The sequence below is a fragment of the Paenibacillus koleovorans NBRC 103111 genome (assembly GCF_004000845.1).
Classification (GTDB): Bacteria; Bacillota; Bacilli; order Paenibacillales; family NBRC-103111; genus Paenibacillus_AA; species Paenibacillus_AA koleovorans.
On record NZ_BIMA01000056.1, the window covers coordinates 1 to 18,038 of the forward strand.

Genomic DNA, 18,038 nt, shown 5'->3' on the forward strand with positions numbered 1-18,038 from the left:
CACGCCGCTTGGCGCGGGCGAGCTCGCCGTGCTGGCGTCGCTCGGCCACGCCCGCGTCGCCGTGCGCTGCCGGCCGCGCGTCGCCGTGCTCGCCACCGGCGCCGAGCTGCTGCCGGTGGATGCGCCTTCGCCGCTGGCGCCCGGCCGCATCCGCGACAGCAACTCGGCGATGCTGGCGTCGCTCGTCGCCGAGGCCGGCGGCGAAGCTGAGCAGCTCCAGGCGGTATCCGACCGCCTGGAGGACGTGCTGCCCGTCGTGCGGCAGGCGCTCGACTCGGGTGAGTACGACATGCTGTTAACGAGCGGCGGGGTCTCGGTAGGCGACCATGATGTGATGGTCGACCTGTTCGATACCTGGGGCGGCCGGCTGCTGTTCAACAAGGTGCAGATGCGCCCCGGCAGTCCGACGACCGCCGGCTGCAGGAACGACCGTCTGCTCATCGCGCTGTCGGGCAATCCCGGCGCCTGCTTGGTCGGTTTTCGGCTGCTCGTGCGGCCGGCGTTGCAAAGCCTGCTGGGCGAGCCGCGAGCGACAGCGGCCCAATTGTCGCTTTCATCGACGCATCCCGGCCCGCCTGCACCGCTCCAGCTTTACGAAGAAGCGATACTGGACGGCGCCCCGATCAAAGGCATCGCCCTCGAGCGCTATGTACGCGCGAAGCTCCGGCTGAATGGCGGGCGCGTCTATGCGATGCCTTGCGCCGGGAACAAGTCGAGCGACCTTCTATCGCTGCGCGAGGCCGAATGCCTGATCGTCGTCCCTCCCGGAGGGGAAGGCGTGCAGCCGGGCGCCGTCGTACGGATCATCAGGCTATAGCTGATCTCCCCCGTCCACAGGAAAAAAGGCATACCGGCAAGCCGCTTGCGGCTTGTGGTATGCCTTTTCCCAGGGAGGCATTCGAAGGCCTCAGATTAGCACCAACCGGAGCAAACTATGATCACCAGCAGGATATACAGAACCAAAATTATGCCAATACAATTTCCAAATCCAAATCCACCAACTGCACCCATGATCGCATCCTCCTTTCGGATTCCAGATAATGCATCATATGCAGTTTGAGCCGGTGAGACTGGACAGATGCCCTAGGGTAAAGGCCCAGTTTTTCCGCTAATGTCTACTGGTTGTCCATAATATGCGTACTGGACGTGCTGTTTAGGGCAGTGTGCTGCCCCCGAACAAGTACCGGTGCTCCCAGGCGGTGCCTGCGATCGAATCTACACGAACGCCTCCTGAGCTGACGGAATAGGTATGCAGCATTTTTCCTTCGCCCATATAGATGCCTACGTGGGAAATGATTTCTTTCGACTTGTCGACACCGGCATAATCGGAAGCTTTGGACCCCATGTAATCCATGAAAAAGAGCAAATCGCCCGGTTGCAGCTGGCGCCAGTCGGTCTGGATCGCATTATGCTCCTTGACGTAGTTGCCTTGGGCTTTGGAGTCGCTCGGCAGCTTCAGTTGAATCCCGTCGAGAAACGCTTGCCGGACAAAGTCGGAGCAATCGAACGTCGACGTATCGCTCCGGTCGGAGCCGAATTCGTAAGGCGTGCCCAAATATTTCAGGCCGGCGTCGATCACTTTCTTGGCGGCGGCCGATGGGTCGATCGGAGGCGGTGTAGGCGGCATGTAGGTCGTGCTTATGTATTTGGTATCGGTGCTGACGTATCCGACTACGTTTTTGCTATCGGTGATTTTGTACCAGTAGGCGTTGACCTTCTCCTTAATCCATATCGACTCGCCCTTCTGCAGGTAGCGGATACGCGTACCGTCCGTAGAAGGCGCTTCGCGGAACGAAACGGAGCTCACAACCGTACCATTCGGTTCAGGCGCCGGAGTTGGCTTAGGAGTCGGTGTTGGCGTTGGTGTCGGTGTTGGTGTTGGTTTCGGTGTCGGCGTTGGTTTCGGTGTCGGTGTTGGTGTTGGCGTCGGCGTTGGTTTCGGTGTCGGTGTTGGCGTTGGTTTCGGTGTCGGCGTTGGTGTTGGTTTCGGTGTTGGCGTCGGCGTTGGTTTCGGCGTCGGTGTCGGAGTTGGTGTAGGCGTCGGCGTTGGTGCTGGAGCCGGAGCAGCAGGTGCAAACGCACTGTCCACATACTTGTCGCTCGTGCTTATGTATCCGATTATGCTGTTGTTGTCGGCGATTTTGTACCAGTAGGCGTTCACCTGCTCCAGGATCCATACCGGCTCGCCTTTTTGCAGGTAGCGAGTGCGGGTTCCTTCCGTAGAAGGAGCTTCCCGAAAAGAAACCGAGCTCACAATACGGCCGTTCGGCTCCGGGTACAACAGGACGGTTTGGAGCGATACATACTGGCTGGACGAGGAGACGTACCCGGTCACGCCGTTCTCATCGCGGGCTTGCAGCCAGCTGGCGTTTACGCGTGTTAACAGTGTAAGCGTTTCCCCTTTTTGCAAATAGCGGATACGTTCGCCGGCTGTGGAAGGAGCTTCTCGGAAATTGACCGTGGCCACAACGGTAATTTGCTCGACGGGAATCGAGTAGGCCGCTCCTGCTTGCATCGGGGAGACGGTAAGCAGCAAAGCCAGCAGCAGCGTCAAGAGGATCGATTTGGATTTCATTCAGCTAGCAGTCTCCTTTTCATCGTTAAATAATTGGTATGATTTGGACAGCATTTCAGCCTGAATATACCATAGTTAATTTTGGTAAATTAAGCTGTAAATATTACCAGTTGTGGGCCATGAACGATCGGAAAACAGCAGTGTGGGCCCTTTGTCGTAGATCCTTCGGGTTTTTCGGCGTTATGTTTTCGATTGACGATGTGCGTTGTCAGGTTTTGTCGGAAAAAAGAAGTTCGGAAGGGGCGGATTTTACCCGCTCGCATGACTTTTGGCTTATTTTTGAGTAGAGAGGAGAAAAGAAGGATGGAGATGGAATGGAAGGAAGTCATACGGCCGTTGCGAGAGGATGAGCTGGATGAGAGCTTGGATTTGTCCTGCTTCGCCTTTCAATATGAACTGACCGAGGAGGAACGCGCCGAACGGAAATCATTCACGTTGCCGGGCTCTATCTGGGGCTGCTTCGTCGGGGACAAAATGGCGGCAAAAATGACGATTCACCCGCTGCAGCTCTACATCAACGGTCAACCGATTCCGATGGGCGGCGTGGCGAGTGTGGCGACTTGGCCGGAATTCAGGCGGCAGGGGATGGTGGCCAGGCTGCTGCGCAAAGGGCTGGAAGTGATGAAAGCGGAAGGGCGGACGATCTCTTGTTTGCATCCGTTTGCCATTTCGTTTTATCGCAAGTATGGGTGGGAGCTGTACATCGACTATGTCGAGTACGAGCTGGATGCTTCGCATTTGCCCAAGGGGCTTGAGGCTTCCGGTACGATGACACGAGTGGCTCGAGACCCGGAGCTGCTGAGCGGGATCTACGAGGCTTACGCGGCGCAATATAACGGCATGCTGGCTCGGGATGCGCGGTGGTGGAAGTATTTTGTGTTCCGGCAAAAGAAAGGGCAGGCTGTCGTGTATCGGGACGGTGAAGGCCGGGCGCGCGGGTACATGTTATATGAAATGAAAAACCGCCAGATGAAAATCGGCGAACTGATCTGGTTGGATATGGACGCTTGGGCCGGCTTGTGGAAGTTTATCGTCCATCACGATTCGATGTTTCAGACGATCACGTTGAAAGTGCCTGCCGACGATCCGCTTCCTTTCCTGCTGGACAATCCCGACGCTCGGATGGTCACAACACCTTATTTTATGGCGAGGCTTGTGGATGTGGCCGGGTTTTTGGGGTTGTATCGATTTGAAGGGGTCGGCGAAAGCGTTAGCTTGCAGGTAAAAATAACGGATCGGCAAGCACCGTGGAACGACGGTTGTTTTGAGTGGGCTGTAGCGGCGGATGGTCGGGCGGCTGTTAAGCGAGTTGATGTTGAAGGGGAGGTCGACGCATCGCCGGAGCTGCAGTTCGCCTGCGACATCGGGACGCTAACAGCCATGCTGATGGGGTACAAACGACCTTCCGCGCTTCATCGGTTCGGGCGGTTGAAGGCGGAGGCGCGTACGATCGAGATGCTGGAGCTGCTGGTTCCTAGAACATCTACATATTTGTCGGATTATTACTGACCATGCCGGAGTCCAAGTAGCGTCGAAGGCCGTACTGGTCGAGGAACGGTCCTGCGCTCATTTTCAGCCTGTACACCATCGGTTGCTCTTGTTCGTCCAGAAGCAGCAGCGCCGGTTTGTCGACAGTCGAATGGCTTACGAACAGGAAGGCTTGCACGGCTCGGTTTCGGAGCCATTCGTTGTTGATCTGGAGCACCGGGTTCAACGGGATACGGATAATGACCCCCTCTAACGGCTCCGGGTTGACGGCGGCAACCAATCCCTCGATGGAGCCTATCCATTTTTCCACTTCCAGCCTGAGCTCTGGCGTATTGGGGAACGTATGGACGATTTTGCCCAATTTGATGTCGAACACTTGCGCCTCTTGGGAAGGTGCTGCTGTGACTGAGTTGGAGGTTGAGCTAGCGGCTAGCAGTACGGCGATTGTTAGGATAAAGGACAAGGCGGTACGATACTTACGTGGAGCACGACGGAATGTGTGGCAGTAGCTGTGGCTGCTTGGCATGCGCATGCGTGGAGTCTCCTTTTGTTGGTTGGCTTGTTCGGTTAACGGACGGTTTGGCAAGGAGCAGGGGCTGGGCTTGGGGCTAGGTTGTCCTCGGCGGGGGAACTTATTCTTCCTGCGGTAAAAAGACAATTAATCGACTTGTCCCTGCGTTCGGGCAACTCTACAATTGTTATAGGACTGATAAGCTGGCGTTGAAAGGTTGTGCGAACAATGAGATACAAAATCGGTGTGATCGGAACCGGCAATATTTCGGGCGGTCATCTGAAGGCGATTGAGAAGCTGGAGCAGCTCGAGCTCGTCGGCGTGGCGGATATTGTGCGGGAGCGGGCCGAACAAGCGGCGGAGCAGTACGGTGTGAAGGCTTATGCGAACTATCAGGAGATGGTGCTGGAGCAGAAGCCGGACATCGTCGTCAACACACTTCCTCCTTTTCTGCATCGGGAAGTGTCGATCTGGTGCGCCGAGCAGGGCTGTCACATGATGCTGGAGAAGCCGATGGCGCCGTCGCTCGAGGATTGCAATGCGATTATCGACGCCTATCGCCGGCTTAAGCTGAAGCTGATGGTCGGGCATACGATTCATTATATTCGGGACAATATCGTCGCCAAATCGATCATCGAATCGAAGCAGCTCGGCGAGCTGATCACGATCAACGACATGCGGCATATGAAATACTACCAACCCAATCGGCCGCAGTGGTGCTACTGGAAAGCTCAAGCGGGCGGCGGGGTGTTCACCAACCTCGGCACGCATTCGATCGACCGCATCCAATGGATGACGGGCAGCCCGATCGTGAAGGTGAAAGCCTCGTTCACCTACGGGTTCCCTGTCGGCGACGTTGAATCGAGCGGGCTCGCTTATGTGGAGACGGCGTCCGGCGTGACGGCTACGATCTCGCAGAGCGGCTACGGCGGGGTGAACCGCAACGAGGCGGAGTTCCTGTTCACCGACGGGATGCTGCGGCTCGCGACCGGTTCGGGGCTGTGGATCAGCCGAGACGGCAAGTATGAGCCGGTGGAGCTGCCGGAGCTGGGGGATACGTTCGTGCTGCAGTATCGCGATTTGCTGGACGCGTTGGATCGCGACGCGGATCCGAGCGTGAGCGGCGAGTACGCGCGCAGCGTCGTGCAAGTGGTCAACACGATGTACGAGTCGCATCGGGTGGGCAGGGAATTGGCAGTGCAGCAGTTGTAGGTGCAGCAGTCGTGTGTCTGGGCAGTTGTTAGTGCAGCGGTTGTAGGTGGGTTGAGCGAGCAATCGTCCAGGTGCGGGCGGTTGCTTTTTTGATGCTTTGTGGTTCGAAATTCGCCGTGCAGCAGAAGCTCGGGGATACGTTTCGATTCATAGCCGAGGATTCCTCCGGGACGGCGGTCGGGACGATCGACACCTTCGCCTGCCAGCGAAGAGATGGGACTTTCAAGTATGGGATCGCGGTTGCCCGCCCCTTCAGGCGCAAGGGGTCGCGAATTTATCGGGCGGCGCCTTTGCTGGCGAAGTGATCCTGAAGGGCCGGTATCACAAGCTGTGGGCGATGGACCGCGATTTTAACCTGCGGGCTGGACTACATATTGGCCTATCGCCGTGGCGGCGGGGTGTACCCGACCTTGTATGACGGGGACATGCAGTCGGTCGCCTCCTTCCCGATGGAGGGCTACGTGGTCCATACGGACTTGACCGGATCCGGCACCGAGCAGGTGATCGTGTATGGCGAGGGGAAGGCGGAGCTTTATGCTAGCCGGCCGATTGACATAGCGCAGCGGAGCGGCGGACCATTGCTGCAGCCGAAACGTTTGTCTAGCCCGACGCTGTATCCAGGTGGAGAAGTGCATACCAAGTAAGTATGTAACCGAGTGAGGAGATGGGGGAAACCATGACAACTGTATCGATGCGCATTCGTCCGGAGGAATCGGCTGGCCGAATAAACCTCCATGCTGGATCGCGCTTTGGCAGCCGGAGCAACCGCATCTTACGTCTTGATGAACAGTTGGCAGTATCGGCAAAGTACGGATGCTCGCTCCTTCGGCGGATTATTTTATTTTTGCTGTGCGATGAAGTAGGGACGATGGATTGGGCAATTGCCTTGCAACAACTGCTCGATCTGATCAACGAAGTGGCTACAAAAGCAGGCAGAAGGCTTTCAGCCCTGATTCAGCGTCAACTCCAGCAATGGATGTCTGCATTGCCCATCTACATCAAGGCTTGATTGCCGATTTCATGCTGCGAAAGTTGAGTTAACAAAGCATGCTACCATAAATAATCGATGAGCCATCTAAGAATGAAATAGCTCACAAAAAATGGTTCCAACCACCCAAGTCCAATGGTTGGAACCATTTTTAATTATTTTTCTTGGCTAGTTTTGTCCCAGCCCCATACACTCCACCACTACGGCGAGTACACATAGCCTCCGCTGACAAACCCTGAGGCAAATGTATTGCCGGGAGTCAATTTGTACACGATAGCATCGTTGTCATTTAAGGGAGCGTTCAGGGAGACGGTAATCGTGCCTTCGCCCGTTTCCTCGTCAATCTGGCAAACAGCGGCAGTCGGGACGCCGTTCAGCAATATTTCATATGAAGGTGTAATGTGCTCTAGCGTCCTGTATTCAAACTCCACACCTTGTGCCGGGTTTGTCGAATTCGTTGTGCCTGTAGCAACAGGAAGGGTTGTGAAGTGAATCGCAAAACTCATGTTGCCATCGTAGTTGTGACTAGGCTTCCCTTCCAAGAATTCGGCATACTCCGTCTTGTACCTTCCATTTGACAAAGCAGTAGTATACCGTGCATCGCCATAACCTGTATCAGTAAAGGTGATGGTGGCAGTATAGGTTTCCGTAATTCCGCCGGACAATGCCGTTACAGTAAGGTTATAGTCGCCAACAGGAGTAGTGTTTACAGCTCTCCAATCCATCGTCCATGGTGGGGGGGTCATCTCATGTTGGGCTGCGGCAATCCCGTTCCCCATAGAATTAGTAACGACAGCCGTAGTGTAAACATTCTCTACAACCGTGGCATAAAACCCGCGATGAGCGCTTGGATTTACATAGGGATAAACCTTATTCCCTGTGAACAGCACCGGGTCATAATCCATAACCCTTACCTCATTGAACATAACGAGGTTTGTATATTGATTTCCGCTGCTACCCACAGTAAAGCTTGCCGTATAAGTTTCCGTAGCCTTACCTAACGTAGCTGTAATAACTACAGTGTAGGTATTTCCCGGTACTAGGCCATTGGCCGTATTAAGATTTGCTGAGTTCCAGAACCAATAGCCACGTTGAGTACCCGTTGAATTAGGCGTCACTACAGCTTGATTCGAGTTATAGACTGAAATTACAGGTGCATTAGCCCCAGCAGGGACATTTACTGCGAACCAGACTCGACCGGCTGCGGTGGCACCTAACGGAGCTGTTGCCGGGTTTATCGTAATAAGCTGCCCGCTGTTTACAGGAGCAGGATTGGTGACCGTAACGACGATGGAGCTTTTTTTGCCGTATAGATTAGCCGTTATTATAGCGGTTCCGGCTGATCTTCCTACCACCCGTCCGGCAGATGTTACAGTGGCAATGGCCGTGTTGCTGGACGACCATTCGATCTTACCGTATAACGCATCGGAGGGTAATACCGTTGCAATAAGATCGTAATGTCCACTCACCTCAATTTCAATATCGGTCGGCTCTACTTCGATCGACTGTACGCTAATCTTGGGTATAATTTCATAGATTTCGTCAGCCGTTTTCATGGCGAGGGGGTCGAATCTTAGGAGCATTCCCAAATTTTTGCCGTTGTCCCCTGAAGTGGTCATCTCCAATCGGGATGTCATGAGTCTTGCAAACACATACGCAACCTTGTCATTAAAACTCGCTAATTCCGGGTCGTCCTTCGTGAACTCATACGCTGCTGCCAAGGCCGGAGCCATGGCGTCGGCCCAATATTCTTTTTGAGCTTGTAAACTTTCATTAAGATAGAGGATATCCCTGCCTGCTTCATCGTAGTTGTAATCGAAAAAGGTTTGGACCGCTTTTACAATCATGGGAGGTATTGTCTCGTCGCCTGTTAGTTTGTAATATTCTAATATGCCGGCGGTAAGTATGCCAAACTGGTACGTCATAATACCGTAGCACTGAGAGGGGATGCTGTTCTTGCATTCGTCTACCATCACCTTTAACCATGCTCCTTCAGCGCTTTGGGTGTCTATAGCTTCCCTGATTATCAGGCGGCTGGCATTTAGATAGTACGGGTCTCTGGTGGCTTCATAAGCCGACGAATAAAGCAGAAGCGGCCAGCCGATATACCGGTCAAAGTCAAACGTCCAATCTTTGAAATGATTAAGGCCTTTTAAGATATCCCTGTCAAAGCCGATCAATTGATCCGCAACCTTGATCGCGGACTCAAGAGCCATTCGGTCACCCGTCATCTCATAGTAACTGACCAAACCCGAGATAAAGCTGTGCCCCAAGTCTCCTTCACTGAGAATTATCGCATTGCTTCCATAACTGGGCTTTGCATTAAAGTACACGCCCACATGACCCATAGAGTGTTTGGTTTGATGACCGATTAGAGCGGGATCCCAATGCACGCGCTTAATGTCTATGTTCATCTGATGCAACGCACCTTGCTCCGCGAGGATAAATGCGTCCTTATTGCCCGTATGAGCATAGGTTAGAAGAAGCGCTTGGGCGAGGTCGTATTCCAGGTTGCCCCAGTTGACCACACGCTCTCCCCACCAGTCGCCGAAATTAAGCATCCCGTATGCCCTTTGTGCATCGAGGCCATTTTTATAGGTGCTGATATGATTTGCTGAAACCTCATCCAGCTTAGTAGAAAAGTGACCGGGATCCGTACTCATAGCACCAAATACTTCGGACTGTACATACACATCCCTATCCAAATCCGCTTTCAGCGCGCTGTTCACATACTCTGTAGGAACATTGCTTGCTTCCTGCCCAAAGGCCAGCAGAAAATCATGACGCACGCTCATACCCGCAGCCAACTTATATAAGTTTTCTTGCATATGGTAATACAGCTTATCCTTTTCCATTTGGCTGCTAGTGTCAGTCGCATAATCGCTTGTCTGGAACGGAGGCATAATATCTATGCTTATCTTATCCTGGCTGATTTTAATCTGCTGCGGGTAATTCTGCCAGAAGTACCTGGTGGCAATTGTGGTAGCAGCCGTGTCGGAGGCAAGCTCCACCCATCCGTCAGCTCTGGATCCGTACACCCCGCCTGTTACGGTATAAGAGCTGTCCTTCATCTGGGACAGAACGGCGGGAGATGTCAAATTATTCACTTCATGAACAGTACCATTTTCGCCGCCAATTTTAGCGGAATCAACCCCTTCCACAATAGGTATATCGAGAGTGAGAGACTTTATCTTCGTAAAGGCGGAGTTTCCATCGCTGCCGAGGGTGTATTCCAACCAAAGGAGAGGTGAGCCTTTATAAGCGTGAATACGGATTTCATACTGAGATTGAGGGAAATTATTCCTTTTATGATGTCCCTTGACATAAATTGTGGCACGAACAGGCCCTGTTGACTCTACCCGCACTTCTTCAGCTGCGCCTATGGATGTAAAAATATTTCCGTTTTCGATGGTGACAGAAGCCTTTCCATTCTGTGTTATGGGATTTCCTGAATAAGTTCCGCTGCCTGTCAAATCCATCCATATTTTTCCGGGAATACTGATGTTTTGGGGATCGATTTGGACTTTCAGGTAATCGGTATTAATTTCATATACGCTGTTCGTCACAGTCACTAGGCTGCCGGAAGATTCATTCTCAACACTCAGACCGTACTGCAAGGTATAATTTTTCGTTGCTCCCGCCGTTATATCGGTTATGAACTCGACCTCAAGCCATCTGACAGAACCGTCGTCCCATCGCCCTAACACGGAGGTCTGTGCAAGGACGGGGGCATACACACTATCGACAACTCTCACGTAATTATCGCTGTAAAGCGTTCCTTCAGCAAAGGGTACGCTGGTGCGAGTCGGCCACTTCGTCAGGTCACTATCCGAGTTGTTTACTATAGGAAGTGCGATTGTATGCGTACCAGCAACAGTTCCAGAATGAACCGGAAGACTGGCGGTTACCGTATGCGGTCCTGAAGTAACTGGATTTCCGTCAAGATCGGTTGTTTTGATTGTCCAGGAGTAAGTCTCCGTTGGCTCAAAGTCAAACCAGTCAATACGGTGCAGCCGCCCTTCCGTATTAAAGGGAAGGATTAGGGTGCCGCTCAGGCTGCCCCCGGTGATTTCTATTGTGCCCGTGGCTGCCCATGAAGTGGTCCACGTAAAGCGAATGGCCGTTTTCCCGTCCGTTCTGTAAGGGAAACCCGGCTGATACACAGCAGCCACATCGTCGATCGAGTATCCTCTTTTAGTTGCGTCGGGCTTAACTTCGGTAAAAACGAACCCGGCGACACGGGCTTGAGCACCATTCGCGTCTACCACCACACTATCGCCTTCGTTGAAATTCTCAGGCGTCTCAGTGAAGTATAGATAATAACGGTTGTCCGGATAAGGCGCACTGAACGCAGCTTTAACCACACCGTTCAATTTCAGCGACAGGGTAGGATCTGTACCCTCCGCAGCTATGATCACCACTCCAAAGTAATACTGCCCTTCCGGGGCTTCGACTCCTATACTGCCAGTCCCCGTAGCGTTAAGTAATCTTTCTCCGGAATAGCCGTTATACCGTGAAAAGTTAATCATATTCCATTCATTGAAGGGGGTTGGAACGACATTTTCTGGATCTTTCAAAATCTCGTCAATATAGGTAAAAGAATCGGTATAGTCCAGCTCCCACGATAGGGAAGGAGTCGCGTTTGCGGTGATCGTAAGTCCGCTCGAATAATTGAACAGCATTCCTAGAGCTAGAAGGATTGAAATAAATCGTCCAATTCTAGTCCTTATTAAGCGTTTCTTAATCATAATAATCATCTTACCTCTGCCTCCTATGAATTATTTTTTCGCTTGCTACTTTTAACAAGCCTTAAGCAGCTATTGTCACCTCCTCCTCCCTTAGATGTGTTTGTTGTGTAAGCGATGTCATGATTAACTTACAAGCAGACCGACATGAAATCAATCATTCAAATTCCACACGGATAGTGAAAATTCCACAATCCCTATGTTTGAAAAACGTCCAATTCCGTATACTGACGGCATTGAACGCTTTTTCGACAGTTAAATTCTTTGTTAACAGATTATTGTATATTTGCAGAAAACTATATTGACTTCTTGTGTCCCCGTATTCTATATTGGCACAAAGAATCCACAAAACAACTGGTGAAGGTTCCGAATGGCAAGGGTTCAATCATGGGGGAAGAACTTGATTGGAGTTCGCTTTTGATCTTTTTCCAGGGGGTGCATCGAGATGAAGAATAGAAGGCTGCACGTGCATTTTCCAAATACGAGCAGTGTTTTTTTTAAGCTCTTGAGTTCATTTATTGTTTTAATCTTGGTTCCAATCCTTATCTTTGGAAGTTTGGCTTATTTTCTTTTCACGAATGCGCTTCAAGAGGAAGTGAAAAAGAACAACGATATCTTGTTGAAGCATGTTTATGTCAACATTGAGCAGAAAATGGAGGAAGTCAAGCAAACTTTGTATCAAATTTCGTTGACCGTTGATGTCGATTCCGGCAATCCATTGAAATTGCTTGACGTTACCAAAACATTAAATCGCATCAAGGGTACGCAATCTTTTATTGACGATGTGTACGTTTATTATAAGGATAAGAATTGGATTATCACGGAGTCGGGTTTATATTATCCGGATTATTTCTTCAACTATGTGTATAAACCCGAAATGAATGATCAAGAACAACTGCTGCAGAAATTGCAGGATCGAAATGTCTTTCAAGATCTGGGCACCTTCAGGCTGAAAGACGGGTCTGGGAAAGGCAACCGTTATATCGTTGTTTTATTGTCGTTTCCCCTTTACAACGATGAGATCAGGGGGACCATTGTCGTCTTAATTAACGAGAATAAATTTGTATCCATGATTAATTCCGTGAATCCAACGGACGCTCAAACCGGATTTTATATCTTAAACGATCAGCTTCAACCGATCATTGAATCGGATACGAACCCATTTGTTGAACAATTCTCGGAACGGCAGATGCAGGTTTTTTTTAATGAGACTTTGGTTGAAACCCCTTCCAATCGAGCTCGATATAACGATTACTTCGTTTCCCAGTTTCATTCCAATGTAACGGATTGGAAATATATCGCGTTTTCGTCGGCGGCACATGTTTTAAAGCCGGTTTTCTTTTTACGAAATTGGATGGTGATCACCAGTTTATTCCTACTTAGTTTAGGCGTTATGCTGTCCATCTTCCTGGCTAAAAACTTATACAAGCCGATCGGTGAAATCGTGAGGTCGTTCCAATTCGATAAGTCCGGGGCGGATTGGAAAAAGGAGAAAAAAATAAGCGAATTGGAGTTGATCTCGAACCACATCCATTACATTACGGATCGAAATCAACAGCTGATGCAAAGCGAAACGGAGCATATTTCACTTTTGAAGGATTATTATGCGAAAACGATGATCCTGGGCATACCGGAAGAACGGATGAAGGTCAGGCCAGTCTCGGCGGCAGGCTCTAAGTATCCGTACTTTTCGGTTATCGCGGTCAAGATCGAGATGACCGATCCTTCAAGCACCACTTTCCAACAAATGAATTTTAATAGCCGCATTATCGAAGTGTTTAATCAGACATTGAACAACGAAGACGATATCTCTTGCATGGTAACGAATATAGGCAGAAATCAAATTTCCATTTTGGCCAATTATGAAAAAGAAGACTATCTCGCTCTGAAATTGCAGGCGGCCATGAAGGGAATTTCCGAATTGCCTGAAAACTTTCGCTGTACCATTGCACTAGGCATAGGAAGACCGTGTGAGGATTTAATGACCGTGAACCGATCTTACGAAGAAGCGCTGGAAGCCTTAAATTACCGTGAACTGGACAAAACGATCCAGCTTATTCAACATAGAGACATCAACTTCGTACAAAAGTTTGTGGATTATCCGATCGATCTGGAACAGAAAATCATTGGAAACGTCCTTTCCGGCGATTATGTCAAGCTCGAGCAGGTATTGAATGAAATCATAGACAGGAATAGACAGGCCATTAAGACCTATCAGCTCTTGAACGATCTGTACAACACCCTAATGGCTACGGCAAACAAAATCATCCAAAGGAGCAGCGTCAATAACGAAGAAGTGTTTGACGAAGCCGTCATCAGCATTTACATGAACAAAGAAATAGTGAGCCTGGACAGCATGAAGGACTTAGTCTTTGGCATCTACCGGTATATGATCGAAACGTTGTACGGGAAAAAGGAGAGCAAGAACGACGAATTAAAGAATCAGATGATTCTTTATATCGGATCCCATTATCACAGCGATATTTCTTTGACCACACTTGCCGATCATTTTAAATTGAATCCCAAATATTTGAGCCGCTATTTTAAAGACCAGACCGGCGTTAATTTTGTCCAATATGTCAATCAGGTGCGTATTGAACATGCCAAAGAGCTGCTGCTTAAAGAAAAAAATCTCCATATTGACGAGATTGGGGAAAAAGTCGGCTACTTGAACAAAAATACTTTTATTACCACCTTCAAAAAACAGGAAGGGATGACGCCTGGGAAATTCAGAGACATCTCGTCTTGATAAACAGCCCCGCATTGCGGGGCTGTTTTAATTTTGCCGGGGGCTGTTGCGGAGCAAATGTAGAAAATGAGTGTCGCAGAAAAAACATGACCGACTGTGTAAGGAGACCGTTTACCCAGAATGTAGAATTTGAATTCCCGTTGGAAATTGAATGCTTGAATCGAATTGAAACCGCTTTTATGATCGGTTTAACAAACAGTTGACAGATCCAACACGATGCGAAAAAGAAGACATTCGAATGGTTGCGATCAAGAGAGGGCGATGAATTGAAACAAACCTTACGTTTAATCAAAAGAGACCGCTTGCTTTTGTTCATGCTGCTTCCCGGAATCCTTTATTTTCTAATTTTTAAGTATGCCCCCATGTATGGAGTCCTCATTGCCTTTCAAAGATACAATCTGTACAAAGGCATTTTTCACAGCGAGTGGGTGGGATTCAAGTACTTTATTGAGTTTTTTCAAGGGCCGGATATGTGGCGGCTGATCCGAAATACGCTACTCATCAATGTGTATCAACTCCTGTTTGCCTTCCCAGCCCCGATTATTTTAGCGCTTGCTTTCAATGAATTGAGAAATGCCTGGTTCAAAAAGATTAGTCAGACGATCAGTTTTTTGCCGCATTTTATTTCTATCGTTGTCATTGCCGGACTTGTCGTCAATTTTCTTTCGCCATCCACCGGGCTCGTGAACAAACTTTTGGGCCTATTCGGTGTCAATCCGATTTCGTTTCTTATGATTCCAGATTATTTCAGGACCATATTCATCAGCATGGGCATATGGAAATCGGTCGGATGGGGTACGATCATTTACTTAGCGGCGATAGCGGGGATTAATCCGGAACTGTATGAAGCCGCTTCCATAGATGGAGCCAGTAAGCTTAAAAAAGTTTGGTATGTTACGCTCCCGGGAATTTTACCTGTCATCGTCATCTTACTCATTTTGCAATTGGGCGATATCCTGAGCGTCGGCGCTGAATCCATCATTCTGTTATACAATCCGGTCACGTATGAAACGGCCGATGTGCTGTCGACATACGTTTACCGCAGAGGGTTGATTTCCGGCGAGTTCAGCTTCGCAGCAGCGGTCGACTTGTTTAATTCCGTCGTAGGTCTCATTCTCGTGTTCACGGCGAACAAAATCAGCAAAAAAGTAACGGAAACTAGTATATGGTAAACCAGGTGGAGGGCACATCCAATGAAAATCGCCGATAGCTGGGGAGACCGAATCTTTGCCAATGTTTCGCGGATCCTCGTTTGGTTCGTCGTGATCGTTACCTTATATCCGTTTCTATACGTTTTCTCGTCCTCAATCAGCGATCCGACAGCGGTATTGAAAAATAAAATCTTTTTATGGCCGGTCGGCTTCAGCTTGAAGGCGTACAAAACCATATTAAGTTACCCGGAATTAAGAATCGGATATGCGAACACCGTCTTCTATACCGTGGTCGGAACGGCAATCAATATGTTGCTTACTTGCTTAATGGCTTATCCGCTCTCCAGGAAGAATCTCGTATTCCGCAAACCATTCATGATCATGATTACATTCACGCTTGTGTTTTCCGGCGGTTTGATTCCTACCTTCTTGATTGTGAAGTCGCTTGGCATGGTGGATACTTATTGGGCGCTCTTGATTCCAGGCGCCGTCAGTACATGGAACGTCATTCTGATGAAGACCTTCTTTGAAAACTTGCCCAAAGAGCTGGAAGAAGCGGCCACGATCGATGGCGCGTCGTCGATGCATATTTTGTTTCGCATCCTATTGCCGTTATCCATGCCCGCTTTCGTAACGATTGCCTTGTTTTATGCCGTCGGTCACTGGAACAGCTATTTTCCGGCAATGATCTATTTGCAGAGTGAGCACTTGTATCCCGTGCAATTATTTTTGCGAAAGATCGTATTGCTGGGACAAACGGCCGATATCACGGGGGGGCAGGGCATGGGCACGGAGACGATCCTTATGGCGGAACCACTCAAATATGCAACCATCATGATCGTTGCTTTGCCGATCATCCTCGTATACCCGTTTATCCAGAAATATTTTGTCAAAGGCGCCATGATCGGATCGCTGAAAGGGTGAAGAAGCGCAAGCTTTTTACCATAAATCTCGAAAAAATTTTAGGAGGGGTTCGAAAAATGAGGAGATTCAAGAAAATCTCTTGGCTGATGGCGGCCGGATCGGCTATGGTGATCGGCGCTGCGGGATGCAGCAGCTCGGATTCAGGATCGGGCGCGCAGTCAAGCCCAAGCGTGGCGCCGTCTGCCGGTACGGCGTCAAGTGCATCGCCTGCAGCCGTATTTCCGCTGAAGGAAAAGGGTTCGTTCGAAATTTTCTCCGCCGCCCATGATACGAAACCGCAATCGGGAAATGAACCTATTTTTGCCGAAATTGAAAAAAAGACGAATGTACAGCTGAAATTGACCAACATTCCCACAGCAAGCTACACCGATAAATTCAAGGTGACCCTGGTTTCCGGAAATTTGCCGGATGTCATGGATTCGGACATCGCCTCGGCGAAAAAGTACGGCATGGACGGAGCCTTCTTGGCGCTGGACGACTTGCTCAAAAAGTTCGGTCCCAACATCATGAAATCGATCAAGGATGAGGGCTTAGAGGCTTCCTTACGGGCTTCCGACGGGAAAATCTACGGAATTCCCTATTTCACTATGCCAGGTACCACCGCTGCCGTTCCGCAATACAGGCAGGATTGGTTGGATCAGTTGAATTTGAAAGTCCCTACAACGCCAGATGAGTTTTATAAAGTCCTCAAGGCTTTCAAAGATGCGCAATTGGGCGGCAAGGACACGATACCGTTCGCTCCGCAAGGGTATAACAACTTCCCGATCTTCAGATCGTTTGGAGCGGATCCGCGCATGTATTTGAACAGCGCAGGCGTATATCAGTTCGGCCCTGCTCTTCCCGGGATGAAAGACGCGCTGACATTCTTGAACAAATTATACAATGAAAAATTAATTGATCCTGAATTTGCGATCATATCCAAGCAGCAATGGGAAGCCAAAGTTAGCAAAGGCAATGTGGGATCCGTCTTCTTCAACCCGGGCCGCACCGATTTCTTCACCGATGTGCTCAAGAAAGAAAATCCGAAAGCCAAGATGGTGGGCGGAGGAGCGCTAAAGGATAAAAACGGAAAAGGAGAGCTATTGCCGGATTACAGTCTGAAGGGAGTTATGGCGGTCTCGTCCAAATCCAAAAACGCGGAACTGATTGTCAAATATTTCGATTTCTTGTTCAGTCCTGAAGGCAAGCTTCTGACGCAATATGGCATTGCAGGCACGAGCTACACCATGAAGGATGGAAAACCGCAATATACGGAAGAGTTCAAGAAAGATATGCCGAATAATCTCACAAATATAGGCTTAGGCACATCCAGATTTTTCTTTACCGCTCCGATGGAGAACCTGTTCAAGGATCGCAATGAAGGCACGCTATTGGCCGCTGCCGTAGAGACTTCAAAGCCCGATTGGACCAAGCAGGACCCGCAACTGAGCTTTACGCAAGCGGAGCAGGATATCGTTTCCAAAAACCTGCAGCCGATTATGGACAAAACGAGCGAGTACATGATCAAGTTCATCATCGGGCAGGAACCGTTGTCTAATTTCGATAAATACGTCGAAGAATTGAAACAACGCGGCTTGGATGAACTGGTCAAGACTTATAATGCGGCGTATCAACGTGCTTTGAAAGCTTCTTAATAATCCAGGAAGGCCAAAAAAACTCTAAATAGGAAGGCAGCAGCTGCCTTCCTATTTAGAA

At 49.8% G+C, this 18,038-nt stretch carries 12 protein-coding genes and 1 pseudogene; 10 read left to right on the forward strand and 3 right to left on the reverse strand.

The window, feature by feature from the left end:
• Positions 1 to 817: molybdopterin molybdotransferase MoeA (locus PKO02S_RS18495; protein ID WP_164821537.1), on the forward strand; the 817-nt coding region annotated here is incomplete at its 5' end.
• Between the two features lie 336 nt (positions 818 to 1,153).
• Here the strand turns inward: PKO02S_RS18495 and PKO02S_RS18505 are convergent.
• Positions 1,154 to 2,575, reverse strand: a complete 1,422-nt coding sequence (locus tag PKO02S_RS18505; RefSeq protein ID WP_127585329.1) for a C40 family peptidase — start codon at positions 2,573 to 2,575, stop codon at positions 1,154 to 1,156.
• Between the two features lie 303 nt (positions 2,576 to 2,878).
• On the opposite strand from PKO02S_RS18505, the gene PKO02S_RS18510 reads away from it, so the two are divergent.
• Positions 2,879 to 4,084 carry a GNAT family N-acetyltransferase gene (locus PKO02S_RS18510; RefSeq protein WP_164821538.1) on the forward strand — a complete coding sequence of 402 codons (1,206 nt, stop codon included), beginning with the start codon at positions 2,879 to 2,881 and terminating at the stop codon, positions 4,082 to 4,084.
• On the opposite strand, the gene PKO02S_RS18515 is transcribed toward PKO02S_RS18510, so the two are convergent.
• Positions 4,059 to 4,595 (reverse strand): hypothetical protein, encoded by a 537-nt coding sequence (locus tag PKO02S_RS18515; protein ID WP_127585331.1) that lies wholly within the window; start codon positions 4,593 to 4,595, stop codon positions 4,059 to 4,061. The two genes, PKO02S_RS18510 and PKO02S_RS18515, sit on opposite strands and share 26 nt — an antisense overlap.
• A 207-nt stretch (positions 4,596 to 4,802) precedes the next feature.
• Between PKO02S_RS18515 and PKO02S_RS18520 the strand changes: the two genes are divergently transcribed.
• From PKO02S_RS18520 to PKO02S_RS18535, 4 genes and pseudogenes are all read left to right on the forward strand, one after another.
• Positions 4,803 to 5,786, forward strand: coding sequence for a Gfo/Idh/MocA family protein (locus PKO02S_RS18520; protein WP_127585332.1), 984 nt, complete (start codon positions 4,803 to 4,805; stop codon positions 5,784 to 5,786).
• Positions 5,787 to 5,878: 92 nt separating this feature from the next.
• On the forward strand, positions 5,879 to 6,091 hold the full coding sequence (locus PKO02S_RS18525) for a hypothetical protein (protein WP_127585333.1): 213 nt from the start codon (positions 5,879 to 5,881) through the stop codon (positions 6,089 to 6,091).
• Between the two features lie 69 nt (positions 6,092 to 6,160).
• Positions 6,161 to 6,430 carry a hypothetical protein gene (locus tag PKO02S_RS18530; protein WP_127585334.1) on the forward strand — a complete coding sequence of 90 codons (270 nt, stop codon included), beginning with the start codon at positions 6,161 to 6,163 and terminating at the stop codon, positions 6,428 to 6,430.
• A gap of 129 nt (positions 6,431 to 6,559) precedes the next feature.
• Positions 6,560 to 6,795, forward strand: a pseudogene (locus tag PKO02S_RS18535) (IS4 family transposase); the annotation flags it as partial.
• Between the two features lie 179 nt (positions 6,796 to 6,974).
• Here PKO02S_RS18535 and PKO02S_RS18540 read toward each other — a convergent pair.
• Positions 6,975 to 11,531 carry an exo-rhamnogalacturonan lyase family protein gene (locus PKO02S_RS18540; RefSeq protein WP_127585335.1) on the reverse strand — a complete coding sequence of 1,519 codons (4,557 nt, stop codon included), beginning with the start codon at positions 11,529 to 11,531 and terminating at the stop codon, positions 6,975 to 6,977.
• A gap of 433 nt (positions 11,532 to 11,964) precedes the next feature.
• On the opposite strand from PKO02S_RS18540, the gene PKO02S_RS18545 reads away from it, so the two are divergent.
• The 4 genes from PKO02S_RS18545 to PKO02S_RS18560 all read left to right on the forward strand — a co-directional run bounded on the left by PKO02S_RS18545 (position 11,965) and on the right by PKO02S_RS18560 (position 17,977).
• Complete coding sequence (locus PKO02S_RS18545) at positions 11,965 to 14,268, forward strand: helix-turn-helix domain-containing protein (protein ID WP_127585336.1); 2,304 nt, start codon at positions 11,965 to 11,967, stop codon at positions 14,266 to 14,268.
• A 470-nt stretch (positions 14,269 to 14,738) separates the two neighbouring features.
• The gene (locus PKO02S_RS18550; RefSeq protein WP_307720029.1) at positions 14,739 to 15,440 is read left to right on the forward strand and encodes an ABC transporter permease; all 702 of its coding nucleotides are present in this window, start codon (positions 14,739 to 14,741) and stop codon (positions 15,438 to 15,440) included.
• A gap of 21 nt (positions 15,441 to 15,461) precedes the next feature.
• Positions 15,462 to 16,343: a carbohydrate ABC transporter permease gene (locus tag PKO02S_RS18555; protein ID WP_127585337.1), complete on the forward strand. Its 882-nt coding sequence runs from the start codon at positions 15,462 to 15,464 to the stop codon at positions 16,341 to 16,343.
• 56 nt (positions 16,344 to 16,399) lie between these two features.
• Complete coding sequence (locus PKO02S_RS18560) at positions 16,400 to 17,977, forward strand: extracellular solute-binding protein (RefSeq protein ID WP_127585338.1); 1,578 nt, start codon at positions 16,400 to 16,402, stop codon at positions 17,975 to 17,977.
• The last annotated feature ends 61 nt before the right edge of the window (positions 17,978 to 18,038 follow it).